Annotated in this window: 17 protein-coding genes and 1 pseudogene; 6 read left to right on the forward strand and 12 right to left on the reverse strand. The window is 64.5% G+C overall.

Going from position 1 to position 13596, the window contains the following annotated elements; all coding sequences use genetic code 11:
* On the reverse strand, window positions 1-670 hold a 670-nt coding region (locus VMJ11_RS22405; protein ID WP_325621882.1), incomplete at its 3' end, for a SirB1 family protein.
* A gap of 5 nt (window positions 671-675) precedes the next feature.
* Complete coding sequence (gene murJ / locus VMJ11_RS22410; protein ID WP_325621884.1) at window positions 676-2226, reverse strand: murein biosynthesis integral membrane protein MurJ; 1551 nt, start codon at window positions 2224-2226, stop codon at window positions 676-678.
* A 596-nt stretch (window positions 2227-2822) separates the two neighbouring features.
* Here murJ and rpsT point away from each other — a divergent pair.
* On the forward strand, window positions 2823-3095 hold the full coding sequence (gene rpsT, locus VMJ11_RS22415) for a 30S ribosomal protein S20 (RefSeq protein WP_325621911.1): 273 nt from the start codon (window positions 2823-2825) through the stop codon (window positions 3093-3095).
* 231 nt (window positions 3096-3326) lie between these two features.
* Here the strand turns inward: rpsT and VMJ11_RS22420 are convergent, their stop codons facing one another.
* Window positions 3327-3674 (reverse strand): DUF3579 domain-containing protein, encoded by a 348-nt coding sequence (locus tag VMJ11_RS22420; protein WP_325621886.1) that lies wholly within the window; start codon window positions 3672-3674, stop codon window positions 3327-3329.
* Between the two features lie 599 nt (window positions 3675-4273).
* Between VMJ11_RS22420 and argF the strand changes: the two genes are divergently transcribed.
* Complete coding sequence (gene argF, locus VMJ11_RS22425; RefSeq protein WP_325621888.1) at window positions 4274-5203, forward strand: ornithine carbamoyltransferase; 930 nt, start codon at window positions 4274-4276, stop codon at window positions 5201-5203.
* Between the two features lie 72 nt (window positions 5204-5275).
* On the opposite strand, the gene VMJ11_RS22430 is transcribed toward argF, so the two are convergent.
* Entirely contained in the window at window positions 5276-6091 is an 816-nt protein-coding gene (locus tag VMJ11_RS22430; protein ID WP_325621889.1) for an IclR family transcriptional regulator, read from the reverse strand.
* A gap of 111 nt (window positions 6092-6202) precedes the next feature.
* Here VMJ11_RS22430 and VMJ11_RS22435 point away from each other — a divergent pair, with 111 nt between their 5' ends.
* Window positions 6203-7393, forward strand: coding sequence for an acyl-CoA dehydrogenase (locus VMJ11_RS22435; RefSeq protein ID WP_325621891.1), 1191 nt, complete (start codon window positions 6203-6205; stop codon window positions 7391-7393).
* A gap of 131 nt (window positions 7394-7524) precedes the next feature.
* On the opposite strand, the gene VMJ11_RS22440 is transcribed toward VMJ11_RS22435, so the two are convergent.
* Entirely contained in the window at window positions 7525-8163 is a 639-nt protein-coding gene (locus VMJ11_RS22440) for a peroxiredoxin (RefSeq protein ID WP_325621893.1), read from the reverse strand.
* A 338-nt stretch (window positions 8164-8501) separates the two neighbouring features.
* Here VMJ11_RS22440 and VMJ11_RS22445 point away from each other — a divergent pair, with 338 nt between their 5' ends.
* The 3 genes from VMJ11_RS22445 (at window position 8502) to VMJ11_RS22455 (ending at window position 9995) form a co-directional block, all read left to right on the forward strand.
* Complete coding sequence (locus VMJ11_RS22445) at window positions 8502-8804, forward strand: DUF883 family protein (RefSeq protein ID WP_007584918.1); 303 nt, start codon at window positions 8502-8504, stop codon at window positions 8802-8804.
* Between the two features lie 210 nt (window positions 8805-9014).
* Entirely contained in the window at window positions 9015-9401 is a 387-nt protein-coding gene (locus VMJ11_RS22450) for a phage holin family protein (RefSeq protein ID WP_325621895.1), read from the forward strand.
* A gap of 114 nt (window positions 9402-9515) precedes the next feature.
* Window positions 9516-9995, forward strand: a complete 480-nt coding sequence (locus tag VMJ11_RS22455; RefSeq protein ID WP_325621897.1) for a DUF3318 domain-containing protein — start codon at window positions 9516-9518, stop codon at window positions 9993-9995.
* Window positions 9996-10023: 28 nt separating this feature from the next.
* Here VMJ11_RS22455 and VMJ11_RS22460 read toward each other — a convergent pair whose 3' ends face one another.
* The 7 genes and pseudogenes from VMJ11_RS22460 to glyA form a co-directional block, all read right to left on the reverse strand.
* The gene (locus tag VMJ11_RS22460; protein WP_325621899.1) at window positions 10024-10455 is read right to left on the reverse strand and encodes a type IV pilin protein; all 432 of its coding nucleotides are present in this window, start codon (window positions 10453-10455) and stop codon (window positions 10024-10026) included.
* Window positions 10456-10472: 17 nt separating this feature from the next.
* A complete protein-coding gene (locus VMJ11_RS22465) occupies window positions 10473-11009 on the reverse strand; it encodes a hypothetical protein (RefSeq protein WP_325621901.1) in 537 nt (178 codons plus the stop codon).
* Entirely contained in the window at window positions 11006-11803 is a 798-nt protein-coding gene (locus tag VMJ11_RS22470) for a PilW family protein (RefSeq protein WP_325621903.1), read from the reverse strand. Before VMJ11_RS22470 ends, VMJ11_RS22465 begins: the two co-directional genes overlap by 4 nt.
* The gene (locus tag VMJ11_RS22475) at window positions 11800-12237 is read right to left on the reverse strand and encodes a hypothetical protein (RefSeq protein ID WP_325621905.1); all 438 of its coding nucleotides are present in this window, start codon (window positions 12235-12237) and stop codon (window positions 11800-11802) included. Before VMJ11_RS22475 ends, VMJ11_RS22470 begins: the two co-directional genes overlap by 4 nt.
* Window positions 12234-12770: a GspH/FimT family pseudopilin gene (locus VMJ11_RS22480; protein ID WP_325621907.1), complete on the reverse strand. Its 537-nt coding sequence runs from the start codon at window positions 12768-12770 to the stop codon at window positions 12234-12236. The genes VMJ11_RS22475 and VMJ11_RS22480 overlap by 4 nt, the downstream gene beginning before the upstream one ends.
* A gap of 158 nt (window positions 12771-12928) precedes the next feature.
* A complete protein-coding gene (gene nrdR, locus VMJ11_RS22485; protein ID WP_325621909.1) occupies window positions 12929-13411 on the reverse strand; it encodes a transcriptional regulator NrdR in 483 nt (160 codons plus the stop codon).
* Between the two features lie 18 nt (window positions 13412-13429).
* Window positions 13430-13596, reverse strand: a pseudogene (gene glyA / locus VMJ11_RS22490) (serine hydroxymethyltransferase); the annotation flags it as partial.

Genomic DNA, 13596 nt, shown 5'->3' on the forward strand with positions numbered 1-13596 from the left:
TCTCGGGCAGCAGGATCACGAGCCGCTGCTGGATGGCAAGCAGGCGTTGCCAGCGCTCGGTCTGCAGATAGACGGCCTTCAGGTTGCGCAGCATGCGCGCGACGATTTCGCGGCGCGTGGCCGGTTCGAGCAGCATGCGCAGCGCGCGCGCCACCGAATCGCCGGCGTTGGCGACGAAGGGCTCGAGCATCTCCACCATGTCGGATTCGGTGAGCGTGCGGCCCGTGGTGGGATCGAGCATCTCGTCGCCTTCGGGCAGCGAGACGCGCATCAGGAAATGCCCCGGAAACGACACTCCCCTTACCGGCAGGCCGAGCTGGGCCGCCATCTCCAGATACAGCACGGCCAGCGAAATGGGAATGCCGCGCCGACGCTTGAGCACGACGTTCAGGTGGCTGTTGTCGGGATCGAGGAAGTCGTTGAGGTTGGCCGCGAAGCCCATCTCGCGGAAGAAGCAGCGGTTGAGCGCGGCAATCTGCTGACGCACGTCCGCGCCTTCGGGCATGCGGCGCCGCACACGCAGCGCGAGCTCGTCGATTTCGGCAAGCGTGCCTTGCAGATCGAGGTCGGGATAGGCGTCCTGCGCGATGGCGAGCGCCGCTTCGGTGAGCGGCAGGCTCTCGTCGTCAGCAACGAGCGCGCTGAAGTAATCCAGAACCCGCGTAGACATCGTGCTCACTTCGCCCGCCTCTTGAAGTACGCGTATTTGAAGCCCATCAGCCACAGCATACCGAAATATAGCGCCGCGAACAGAACGAGGCACGCAGCGAGCAGAGCGATGCGCGCGAGCGGTTCATGACGCAAACCGATCCAGTCATAGCTGATCGAACACCAGTGCATCGCACCTGCCAGCACGAGGCATGCCCCGAGCAATTGGACGAAGAACGTCGCCCAACCCGAGGACGGCATGTAAATGCCTCGGCGGCGCAAGCCAATGAAGAGCAGCAGCGCGTTCATGCAGGCGCCGAGCCCGACCGAGAGCGTGAGGCCTGCGTGCGAGAAGATCGGCACGAAGATGTAGTTGCTGATCTGCGTGGCGATGAGCACGCCCACGCCGATCTTCACCGGCGTCTTGATGTCCTGGCGAGCGTAGAAACCGGGCGCAAGGATCTTGATGAGGATGAGGCCGACGAGGCCCACGCCGTATGCCGCCAGCGCGCGGGCCGTCATGACGACCGAATTCGCGTCGAACTTGCCGTAGTGGAACAGCGTGGCGGTGAGCGGCTCGGCGAAGAAGAACAACGCGACGGCCGAAGGCGCGGCAAGCAGGAAGGTCACGCGCAGGCCCCAGTCGAGCAGCGCCGAGTACTCATGCGGGTCAGCGTCGACGTGCGCCTTCGAGAGGCTCGGCAGCAGGATCGTCCCGAGCGCCACGCCGAGCAGCGCCGTGGGAAACTCCATCAGGCGGTCGGCGTAGTTGATCCACGAAACCGCGCCCGCACCGAGACGCGAGGCGATATTGGTATTGATGATGAGGCTGATCTGTGCGACGGAGACGGCGAACATGGCCGGCACCATCTTCGCGAGCACGCGCTTCACGCCGCGATGCGCAAGCGCCTTCAGCGGGTTCAGGCCGATGCGCGGCATCATGTCGATGCGCTTGAGCCCCGGCAGCTGCACGAGGAACTGCAGCACGCCGCCCACGATCACGGCCCACGCGAGCGCGTAGACAGGCTGCTTCATGTGCGGCGCGAACGCAACGGCGGCCGTGATGAACGAGACGTTGAGCAGGACCGGCGCGAACGCGGGCAGCGAGAACTGCTTGTACGTGTTGAGCACGCCGGACGCGAGCGACGTCAGCGAGATGAACACGATATAGGGGAACATGATGCGCGTCATCGCGACGGCAAGCGGATACGCTTGCCCGTCGCTCTTCAGGCCCGAAGCGACCACGGTCACGACGAACGACGCGCCGAAGATGCCAAGCAGCGAGAGCGCCGCGAGCACCCATGCGAGAACGGTTGAGGTCGCGTCGACGAGGTCGCGCGTGGCGTCGTGGCCCTTCTGGTTCTTGAACTCCGCGAGAATCGGCACGAACGCCTGCGAAAAGGCGCCTTCCGCCGAGATGCGGCGCAGCAGGTTGGGAATGCGAAACGCGACGTAGAAAGCGTCGGTAAACTGGCTCGCACCAAACGCGCGCGCTATCAGCGTTTCTCGGGCCAGTCCGGTCACGCGCGACAGCAGCGTGAAGCCGCTGACTGTCAGCAGGGCTCGGAATAGATTCATGGGGCCGTCATTATACGGGTGCCGTCCGGTGCTACGCCGCTGCGCAGCGTCAATAGCCGCGCAGCGCGGGAAACCGGCCGCGAAAAGTCTGCGATACGGCTCCATTTCCGGACGTCCGCACGATGGGTCGATTGCCTGGGATGCCCTGTAGGATGTCCAGCCGCCCACAGTTTGAAAACATCTCGCGCGAAGCACGTTGTGAGCGATTGTGACCGCGCCGATGGCCCGACGTTCGCACGACCCCCCGCTCTTTTTTCGACAATCGGACGCACGGCGGTCAGAACCCCCGTGCCCGCGCGGCTCGTCGAGCTTGTCGCGCCGTGGGGTTAGTTGCTATAATCGCCGATTCGGGAGTTCATCAGCTTTCGAACCGCGCCCCGGAAAGAAAGCGGTAAGCGGCCGTGAACATCGGTCAGCCCATTTCCACTTTGGCACAAGGGGCGCAGCCGGCAAAGCAGCAGTACGCAAAGCAAACCGGCAAATACCGTTTTGCGCTTTCGGGCAATCGTGTCCGCAAGTTCAAATCCAGGCAAAGAGCTTCGCCCAGCCAGACTCGACGTCAGCGGGCTCAAGCTCCGGAAACACAAGGAACCGTAATGGCAAACTCCGCACAAGCACGCAAGCGTGCCCGTCAGGCCTCGAAGGCAAATTCGCACAACTCGGCACTGCGCTCGAAATTCCGCACCGCCATCAAGGCCGTTCGCAAGGCGATCGACGCCGGTGACAAGGCTGCAGCCGCTGAAATTCTGAAGGCATCGGCAAAGACGCTCGACATCATTGCCGACAAGAAGATCGTTCACAAGAACAAGGCAGCTCGCCACAAGAGCCGTCTGACCGCCGCCGTCAAGGCGATGCAGGCTGCGCAGTAACGCATGGATCGAGGCGGCTCGCTTCGGCGTGCCACTTGCAGCCTCCACTGCGCCACAAAAAACCCGCTTCGGCGGGTTTTTTTGTTTCCGCTGCCGTTTGCACGCTCGCTGGCTGCCGCCTTGCCTGTTCCGAGCCGAACGGGCATATGAAAAAAACCGCAGAAGCGGGTCATTCGTCGCGGCTGGCGCTGTCGCGCCCTGCCCGATGCTTCTCTACGGCCGCGTCGCCTGTTAGCGAACGCCGCCTTGCTGCGTCGCGTGATCCAGCGGCAGTTCGCACGCCTCGGTCACGAGGAGATCGTTGTCCTTGGCGAAGTTCATCACGAAGTTGAAGGCCATCGGCTCGATGTCCTTCAGGCGCGAATCCAGCACCACGACCTTGAGATCGCCGATCATCGTCGGCCGCACGTAGAGCGAATAGCGCAGATAGGCATTCGGCCCGCGCGCATTGGCCGACGCCTTCGGGCCGAAGCTCGACATCACCCCCGCAAGACGTTCCGACCAGTCGCTCGGACGAAACTTCTTCCCTGAACTGGTGATGCCTTGAATGAAGTATTCGGTTGGAGCTTCGTCGGCCATGCAGGAGTACCTGTGTATATAGCTGCTGGGTGCGTTCACAGCGTGTAACGGCGGCACGAGCGCTGCACCCGCACTTGTACCGCGGGATGCCGGCCGCAGGAGTTCGCCCGCCGCCACGCGCATGGTCAGTCCAATGGATGGGGAACGGCTGCCCGCGCACCCGGCCCGGCGTCGCCTCGAAAATCACCGCCGCACGTCGCAACGGGATCATTGCAACGGGATCGACGGGCCGATTTCGCGGCGCACTGCCGGCCAGCGCACAGGCCGCTCCCGCGGGCTTGCCTGGTGTCGCCGCAGGTGTTGCCACCTTGCCGCCATCTACGCCTGGAGCCCGTTTGTCGTGCCTGAAAAAACCTTGAGATTATAGCGTACCGGCCGTTTTGACGCAGCGCACACAAGGTACCTGAAAGGCTGAAATGCTCCCCCTTCCGGCACTCCGAAGTCGCCGTATGCCGCGCGCCGGTACGCAATGCCAAACTTTCGGGCAACTCGTCAAATTGCGCAAAATCCTTTATGCTGCTTTGACTTACCACCAACCGCAGCGGCGTCGCCGGCTCCAACCTGCAGTTCGAGGCCGGATCGGGCGCTGTTTTCGTTTCATGACCTCCCGGACCATACGCCATTACCTGCAGTTCAAGGATTTCTCCCTTGACGATTATGAATATGTGCTGGAGCGCGCGCGCATCCTGAAGCGCAAGTTCAAGAATTACGAGACCTATCACCCACTGCACGACCGCACGCTGGCGATGATCTTCGAGAAGAACTCCACGCGCACGCGCCTGTCGTTCGAAGCGGGTATCTTCCAGCTCGGCGGCCACGCCGTGTTCATGAGCACGCGCGACACGCAACTCGGCCGTGGCGAACCGATCGAAGACGCCGCGCAGGTGATCTCGCGCATGGTCGACATCATCATGATCCGTACGTTCGGCCAGGACATCCTCACGCGCTTCGCGGAAAATTCGCGCGTGCCGGTCATCAATGGCCTGACCAACGAGTATCACCCCTGCCAGGTGCTGGCCGACATCTTCACGTACTACGAGCATCGCGGCCCGATTCGCGGCAAGACCGTCGCATGGGTCGGCGACGCCAACAACATGCTCTACACGTGGATCGAAGCCGCCCAGATCCTCGACTTCAAGCTGCGCATCTCCACGCCGCCCGGCTACGCGCTCGATGCGGCGATGGTCGCACCGGAAAGCAAGCCGTTCTACGAAGTGTTCGAAGACCCGCACGACGCCTGCGAAGGCGCGGACCTCGTCACCACGGACGTCTGGACCAGCATGGGCTTCGAAGCCGAGAACGAGGCGCGCAAGCAGGCTTTCGCCGACTGGTGCGTGGACGCGCCGATGATGGCCCGCGCCAACGCCGACGCGCTCTTCATGCACTGCCTGCCCGCGCACCGCGGCGAGGAAGTGAGCGCCGAAGTGATCGACGGGCCGCAGAGCGTGGTTTGGGACGAGGCGGAAAACCGTCTGCACGTGCAGAAGGCACTAATGGAGTTCCTGCTGCTCGGCCGACTGAATCACTGAGCCTCGCGCCACGCAAGAAAAAGCCGACCCGAGGGTCGGCTTTTTTTCGCCCCTTGCGGCTCGAGTCTCGACTCAGACCGTTTCGCCAAGGCGCCGCGCCAGCGACTTCAGCAGCGGCGCGACACGCTCGCGGAACACCTCCGGGCCCATCGACGAAGCCGGCCCGCTGCAACTGAGCACGAGCCAGCGCCGCTCGCGCGGCTCGCGAAACGGCACGGCCACGGCGTTCACGTCTTCGTGCCAGTCGCGAAACGAATAGCAGCACCCCTCCTTCCCAAACACCTCGATCTCACGCTTCGCGGCCTCGACCAGCGCCGGCCCCTCGGCGCCCGCCGCCTTCTCGAGCTCGGCGAACAATGCCATGCGCACGTCGATTGGCTGCACGGCCAGGTACGCGCGGCCCATCGAGCTCGTCAGCATCGAGAGGCGCGAGCCCGAGGCGAGACCCAGCGTGAGCGCCGTCTCGCTGCGGATCGTCTCAAGATAAATCACGTCGAGGCCGTCGCGGCACCCTAGCGACACCGCAGCACCCACCTCGCGTGCGAACGCGCGCATGTGAGGCCGCGCGAGCTCGAGCGTATCGGTGCCCGAGAGCAGCGCGAAGCCGAGTGACAGCACCCCGGCGTCGAGCGCATATTTGCCGAGCGATTCGTCGAAGCGCAGGTAGCCGAGCACGGTCAGCGTGTAGGCGAGCCGGTTCACGGTCGCCTTCGGCAAGCCCGTGCGCTCGACGAAGTCCCGATTGCCGAGCAGCATCTCGCCGGGGCGGAATGCACGCAGCAGGTCAAGCCCTCGGGCGAGCGCCACGACGAACTTGCGCTCGTCGATCGGGCCTTGTTCGAGCGTGGAAGAAAACGATGAAGAAGACGTCGATCCGGATGCAGACATGGGCGCGCTAGTGATACACTAAGGTCGATTTGCAAAACATTGTTCCGCATAGCGGAACCCCCGTCAAGCGCAAATTGCCCATTCAGAGTGAGATTTGGAAGGAGAGACACCATGGCCGCAAACGCCCAGTTCCATTGGGAAGATCCGCTGCTGCTCGACCAGCAGCTCACCGAAGACGAGCGCATGGTGCGCGACGCCGCCGCCGCGTATTCGCAGGACAAGCTCGCGCCGCGCGTGCTGGAAGCGTTCCGTCACGAAAAAACGGATGCCGCGATCTTCCGCGAGATGGGCGAAGTCGGCCTGCTCGGCCCGACCATCCCCGAGCAATATGGCGGCCCCGGCCTGAACTATGTGGCCTACGGCCTGATCGCGCGCGAAGTGGAGCGTGTCGACTCGGGCTACCGCTCGATGATGTCGGTGCAGTCGTCGCTCGTGATGGTGCCGATCTTCGAATTCGGCTCCGAAGCGCAAAAGCAGAAGTACCTGCCCAAGCTCGCCAGCGGTGAGTGGATTGGCTGCTTCGGCCTGACGGAGCCGAACCACGGCTCGGATCCGGGCAGCATGGTCACGCGCGCGAAGAAGGTGAACGGCGGCTACTCGCTCTCCGGCGCGAAGATGTGGATCACGAACTCGCCGATCGCCGATGTGTTCGTCGTCTGGGCGAAGCTCGAGGAAGACGGCAAGGACGACATCCGCGGCTTCATTCTGGAGAAGGGCTGGAAGGGCCTCTCGGCGCCGGCGATCCACGGCAAGGTGGGCCTGCGCGCGTCGATTACCGGCGAAATCGTGCTCGACGAAGTGTTCGTGCCGGAAGAAAACATCATGCCCGGCGTGAAGGGCCTGCGCGGTCCGTTCACCTGTCTGAACTCGGCGCGCTACGGCATTGCGTGGGGCGCGCTCGGCGCGGCGGAAGCTTGCTGGCACACGGCGCGCCAGTATGTGCTCGACCGCAAGCAGTTCGGCCGCCCGCTCGCGGCGAACCAGCTGATCCAGAAGAAGCTCGCCGACATGCAGACGGAAATCACGCTCGGCCTGCAAGGCTGCCTGCGCCTTGGCCGCATGAAGGACGAAGGCACGGCGGCCGTGGAGATCACGTCGATCATGAAGCGCAACTCATGTGGCAAGTCGCTCGACATCGCGCGCCTCGCGCGCGACATGCTGGGTGGCAACGGCATCTCGGATGAGTTCGGCGTCGCACGCCACCTCGTGAACCTCGAAGTGGTGAACACGTACGAAGGCACGCACGACATCCACGCGCTGATCCTGGGCCGCGCGCAAACGGGCATTCAGGCATTCTTCTGATCGCCCCGCCGTCCCGCCTCGCGCAGATAAAAAAACGCCGCACGATTCATTTCGTGCGGCGTTTTTGTTTCTGCCTATTGCCATGCCCCGCACCCCGCGCGTCGCCGCCGCGGGGTAGCTGGCCGAAAAGCTTACTTGTTCGGCTGCGGCGTGAGACGCAGATAAGGACGCACCGCCTTGTAGCCCTTCGGGAACTTCTGCTTGATGACCTCTTCGTCCTTCAGCGACGGGACGATCACGACGTCATCGCCCTGCTTCCAGTTACCGGGCGTCGCGACCTGATAGTTGTCGGTGAGCTGCAGAGAGTCGATCACGCGCAGCACTTCATCGAAGTTGCGGCCCGTGCTCGCCGGATACGTGATGACGAGACGCACCTTCTTGTTCGGATCGATCACGAACAGCGAGCGCACGGTGAGCGTCTCATTCGCGTTCGGGTGAATCATGTCGTAGAGCGTGGATACCTTGCGGTCGGCATCTGCGAGAATCGGGAAGCCTACGCTCGCCGCCTGCGTCTCGTTGATGTCCTTGATCCACTCGTTGTGCGACTCGGCGCTATCCACCGAAAGCGCGATCGTCTTCACGTTGCGCTTCTCGAATTCGTCCTTGAGCTTCGCGGTCAGGCCCAACTCAGTCGTGCAGACCGGCGTGAAATCGGCCGGATGCGAAAACAGCACGCCCCAGCTATTGCCGAGCCACTCGTGAAACTTGATGCGGCCAATGCTCGAATCCTGCTCGAAGTCAGGTGCGATATCGCCAAGACGTAGACTCATGTTGCGGTTCCTTTGAACGAAGTGGGCGAGAGCGGCCCGTTGATCCCGTGAACATTCACGCACTCAAGCATACAGGGCATGGTCGCGCCCCGCTAACGAACATCGCCTCACACCGGTATGAGTTTTTGTAATTTTGAGCCGATTGCTGGAAACTTTTGGTGCCGCATCAACTCAATCAGTTTCGCCGTGTACGTTTTGGACGTTTGATCCACACTTGCGTCCATGCACGATCGCGGGAATGGATCGTGCGTTTTGGAAACATAGCGGCGCATCACGCTTGCCAGCGCCCGTATCTTTGTTACGATTTGCGGATGATGTGACACGATGGGAGCCAGTCAATGTCAGAAGTCAACAAGGAGAGGCTGATGTCCGATATCAAAACTGTCCTCGCGGATGCGGAGGACCTGCTCAAGCAGGCAGCGAGCGCTACGGGCGAGCGCGCTTCGGAGTTGCGCGAAACGGCACTCTCGCGGCTGAAGCAGGCAAAAGAGAAAGCAGCCGACGTTCAGGTCGTGGTGGTCGAAAAAGGCAAAAAAGCGGCGCGAGCCACCGACGACTACGTGCACGAGCATCCGTGGGCGTCGATCGGCATCGCTGCTGGCGTGGGCGTGCTGGTCGGCCTGCTGATCAACCGCAAGTAAGCACCGGCCAGCACTCGCTGAGGGGCGCGGGCGGAAGCAGTCCTTCCCGCGCCATGCATGCGAGGAGCCATGGCTGCCTGCATACATGCTGATGGGTTCTCGCTGGCACGGGCGCTGGCCGCCGTGCCGGCTGGTTTTGCCGGGCGATCCCGCCGGCTGTTTATTCTCGCGCATCGCCGACGCATTCACCTGCGCAACTCCGCCCTCGCCATGACGACAGACACCCATTCGCCGCGACACGAACACGGACCATTGCGCCGCCTGCTCGGTTCCGCGTTCGCCATGCTCCAGACGCGTCTCGAACTGATCGGCATCGAACTCGCCGAAGAGAAGGAGCGGCTGATAGTCGTGCTCTTCCTCGGTCTCGCGGCAATGATGCTTGCGCTGCTCGCGCTCGTTGCGCTCACAGCGCTCGTTGCCATTGCCTTCTGGGACACGTGGCGCTGGCAAGCGCTCACTGGCATTACTGCTGTCTATGCGATCGCGGCAATTGTCTGTGCCTTGAAGGCGCGCAATGGTCTGCGCAATGCGCCTCTCGTTTTTCAGGCGACGCTAGAGGAATTCGAGAAAGACCGCGAAATCCTGCGCAAACCCTAGCCGGTCAGGCTCGAGACGGACGGCCGCGCGTTCGCCTGGCGTGTTGCGCACCTGTCACCGGCCCGTCAGCCAGTCTCTGAACCGCCTGTGAACCGATATCCGCGAGCCAACGCAATGAGCCAACTCCGACCGGACACCACCTTCCGCCCTACTCGCAACCGCTCGCACGACCTGTCGACACCGCAACTGCGCGCGCTGCGCAAGGAACTGCTGATCGTGCGCGCGAGCGTGGAGCGTGCCGAGATGGCCGAAGCAGTCGTGGAGCTCCGGGAGACCGTTACGCGTTTCAGTTGGCTGCGCCTCATCGTCCCGAGCTTCGGGCGCGCTGGTGCGGGCGGCCGTGCGGGCGCGGGCGCGGGAATTGGCAGCCTGCTCAAGCAGTATCCGCTGCTCAGTTCGCTCATCTCGCTCATCGTCGCAAAGCCGCTGCGCTCGAGCATTGCGGCCGCCGCGGGCCCCACCGTCAAGTGGGGCGGCCTCGCCTTGACGGCATGGGAGGCGTATCGCGTATGGCAGCAGGTGCGGCGCCAGCGCGGCGCTGCACCGGCCCGCACTCGAAGCGAGTCGTCCGACGAAGACGACCTCACCGGCTGACGCTGTTCGCTAGCCGGCATCCTGCAGTTCAACGGTCCTTCCAGCACATTAGCGTAATCGTCTCGGCGACGATGCCGCCAGCCGCCTGATTGCTGCGTGCGCCCGTGGCATCGAGCAGGAAGGCACCGCAAGCATCGTCGCGCATCGGTCCGGCGTCATCAGGTTCGGCCGCGATGGCGTAGCCGCCGTTCGACTCGTCGGCAGACATCAGGCGCAAACGGTAGACGGGACGTCCCGTCGCTGGCGCCTGGTCGAGTCCCGCCGGCAATGTCGCCATCGAGGCGGTCTGCGCATCGACGAACTGCGCCGCGCGATAGAGCGCGGCCACGGCATCGATACGATGCCCGCGTGCGATCTGCGCATGCCATCCCGGCAACGCAAAAGCCGCGACGATGGCGACCGCCGCCAGGGCGATGACCAGTTCGAGCAATGTGAATGCGCGGTGCCCGTTGCTTTTCACTTCTCCCCCTTCCCTCTTCAAAACGGCCTCGCGGCGACGCGGCGCCAGTGGTGCTCGACGCGCTCCGCCTCGCCCGATCCTTCGATGACCAACTGGTCCTGCAGCCAGCTTTGTGTCTCTGCCGATACGCCGAACCCTCGCGCCGTGACGAGGTACGCGCGAGCCAGCGGACGGCTGTCGATGCGCCACGCCTCCACGAAGCATTGCGGCGCGCGCCCCGAGCCCGCCCATGCGGCAACGGGCGTCACGGCCTGCCGCTCGAAGCCCTCTTGCTGCTGCCAGGCTTGCGGCTCGCCGGACTGCGTCACGGCCGCAGGCGCGGCCAGCGAGCCGTCCGTAAGCGCACGCGAGCACAGCACGAGCGCGGCATCGGCGGCATGGAAGGACTGCAGATGATCGGCAACGGCGTCCGCGTTGCGCCTCGCGAGCAGCGCCGCCTCGAACCAGGCCGCCGACGTCACCAGCATAATCGAGGTGATGAGCAGCACGACCGGCAGCGCTACGCCGCGACGCGCGGCCCACGAGTTGCGCCCCTTGCGTCGGCGCGCGCTCACGAAGCCTCCTGCGCCACGTTGCGCAGCACGATGTGCCGCCAGAACGCCTGCCGTGCGCGCCCATCCGCGCCGACAGCCTGCGCGCCGTCGCAATCGACGTAGTGCGTGCGGCGAGCAAAGGCTGCGCCGCGCACCAGCACGCAGAGGTCTACCGCGACGACCGCTGCCCACTGGTCGCGCGCGAGCGCCGACGCATCGAGCGGCTGCGCCGCGGCCGCCGTCCAATAGCGCAGCCGCAAGCGCTCGACGCCCTCGACGAGCGGTTGCGCCGTGCCGACCCTGCCGGAGCCTTCGCAGTAAAGCTCGGGCTCGCCGGTCGAACCGCTCGGCTTTGCGTGATAGCGGTTCACGATCTCGACGCCCGCAGCGCCCACCGCCTGACCGAGGCAATCGGTGACCCGGCCATTAGAGGCGGCCCATGTCGATACACCGTCGCCTTGATAGCGCACGGCGAGACCGTCGGAGCGGCTCGATAGCGACTCGCAGGCGAGCGCAGCATCGGCGCCTGCCGGCCGCCCGGCGGAGCAGCCGAAGATCGCGGGACCGGCAAGCGACGCTCGCGCGTCCGCGGCGACGAAGCCCGCCATCTGGATCTGCTCTCCGATCAGCAATAACGCATTCATGCCGGCCTCGTGAATACGCGCGGCGTCGCTCGCATACGCGAAGCCCTGGCGTTGCGTTCGGTAGGCTGACAAAGCGCCGAGCGTCACCACCAGACCCAGCGCGACGGCAATCGTCAATTCGAGGAGCGTGTGGCCGCCTTCGCGACTCACGTGAGCGAGCCTCCGATTCATCGCAGGAAAGCCAGGCTGGCGCAGTCGCGCCCGGCAGGCACCGCAGCGTCGATACATGCCGCGATACGGGAAGTCGCCGCAGTGCCGGACACCGTGCCGAACGGCGTAGCCAGCCAGCTGACCGTCGCAATCGACGCATCTCCTCCCGCGCTAGATGTGCTCAGTTGCCCTTCGGGCACGATGGTCGCAGTCAACGCCTTCCATCGGTCTGTCGCAATGCCAGTTGCGCCCCCGGCACCCGCCGCGCGAGCGGCTTCGGCAAGGGCGTCGGCCGCGAAGACAGCACGCTCGCGCGCCGCAGCCTGCTGCGCCTGACGGGACAGCCCGAGTTGCGTGCTCATCAGGCCGAGACCGCACATCGCCATGATGCCAACCGCAATGGCGACTTCGAGCAGCGTCGACCCGCCCACGCCACGACCCGCAGCCCGGCTCATGACGCCCCCGAGCACGCGCCATCGCTGATACGCGCGCGCCCGCCCGCCGCAATCCGTATGCAGCGCCGCCACCCCGCGCCACGCTGTGCGGCAGACGAGACGCGCGGAGCGATCTCGATATTGCGCAGGCTGCCGATGGCCTGCCCCGCCGGCGGCGTGAACGTGATGGCAGTGAGCCCCGATGCCACGGCAATCGCATCGAGCGCCGGCTGGACGCGCAAAGGCGTGTATGCACCGGCCCGCTCGAGCATGACCGCCCAGCCGCAGGACCAGTCGGCAAGACCGGACGGACAGGCTTTCGCCGCCGCAAGACAGTTGCGCGCGGCGTCGACACGGCAAACGGTGATGCGCGCCTTGCGCCGGATCGCTTCGTTGCGCGCGTAGGCGAGCGTGCCGAGCATCGCGCTGGCGCGCGCGTCGACCTGGTCGCGCACGCGCCACGCCGTGAACACGGGCGTGGAAACGGTTGCGCAGATCGCGAGCAAGACGATGACGACCATCGTCTCGACGAGCGTGAATCCTCGGCATTTCATCAGCAATCCTTAGTTTGAGCGGATTGCCATCAATCTACGGACGAATGTGAAACGGAACAATTAGCCGAACGGCTAGCTGGTGCGCGCAGCCCTCGCTCGCGAGAATGCAAGCGTCATGACAGCGGCAAAGAGGAGGGAGAACGGAAATGCGAACGCGCTCAGCGCTTTTTCGCGGGCGTCGCGGCGGCGCCCGCACGGCGGAATTCTTCGATCACATCTTCGAATTCGGAGACGTCTTCGAAACGTCGGTACACCGAGGCAAAACGCACGAACGCAACCTTGTCGAGCTCGCGCAACTCGGCCATCACGAGCTCGCCAAGACGCTCGCTGCGCACTTCGCGCTCGCCGCTGCCGAGCAGTTGATATTCGATGCGGGCAACCGCCGCGTCGATCGCATCGGCCGCAACCGGGCGCTTGCGCAGCGCCAGTTGCATGCTCGCCATGATCTTGCGGCGGTCGAATTCCGTGCGGCTGCCATCCTTCTTGACCACGGCAGGCATGGCCAGCTCGACCCGCTCGTACGTCGTGAAACGCTTGTCGCAGGCCGGGCAGCGGCGCCGGCGCCGGATCGCGGCGCCGTCTTCGGACACGCGCGAGTCAACGACCTGCGTGTCTTCGTGCCGGCAGAAGGGGCAGCGCATGCTGAGTCGGCGCCAGGCTTAGCGATAAACCGGGAAACGCTTCGTCAGCTCGGCGACCTGCGTGCGCACGCGCTCGATCGTCGCCGCGTCTTCCGGATTGTCGAGCACGTCGGCAATCAGGTTGCCCACCTGCTCGGCTTCCTTCACGCCGAAGCCGCGCGTGGTCATGGCCGGCGAGCCAAGGC

Origin of the sequence: Paraburkholderia sp., assembly GCF_035501035.1 — a bacterium.
Taxonomy (GTDB): Bacteria; Pseudomonadota; Gammaproteobacteria; order Burkholderiales; family Burkholderiaceae; genus Paraburkholderia.